Raw genomic sequence first — 480 nt, 5'->3', positions numbered from 1 at the left:
CTGGGAAGCAGGCTGATGGTGAGGAACTCGTTGGTGGCATACAGCAGTACGCCGCCGGCCAAAACGGTGGACGCGCCCAGATGCCTGGCGCCCAACAACTGCCGCCAGGTGCCAATGTCGGGCGTCACGGTATCGGTCACATCGATGACGCTAGAAGCTGAACCACCGTTGAGGTCAACACCGGCTCATTTCAGGCCGGCCGCGTCCATCCCCCGCAACTCTTTCTTCAGGTCCTGAATCTCGTCCCGGATCCGCGCCGCGAGCTCGAATTGCAGATCCCGTGCGGCGGTCATCATCTGCTCGGTCAGATCCTTGATCAGATCGGCCAATTCGGCGCGCGGCATGTTGGTGGTGTCGCGGCCCTCCACGATGCCGGCACTGACCGACCGCCCGGGTTCGCCCTGAGCACGCCGGCCCCGCGAGGCGTTGCGTCCCGAGCCACCGATCTCGACCGACTCTGTATCGTCGGCCTCGCGGTAC

The 480-nt window shown here is 64.8% G+C and carries 1 protein-coding gene; it reads right to left on the bottom strand.

Annotation, left to right across the window (positions count from 1 at the left end; all coding sequences use genetic code 11):
* Positions 1 to 185: 185 nt before the first annotated feature.
* A partial coding sequence (locus RM572_RS28910) for a UvrB/UvrC motif-containing protein (protein ID WP_311676322.1) occupies positions 186 to 480 on the bottom strand: 295 nt, incomplete at its 5' end.

Origin of the sequence: Streptomyces hazeniae, from assembly GCF_031845485.1 — a bacterium.
GTDB lineage: Bacteria > Actinomycetota > Actinomycetes > Streptomycetales > Streptomycetaceae > Streptomyces > Streptomyces hazeniae.
This window is presented reverse-complemented; position numbering and strand designations above follow the sequence as displayed.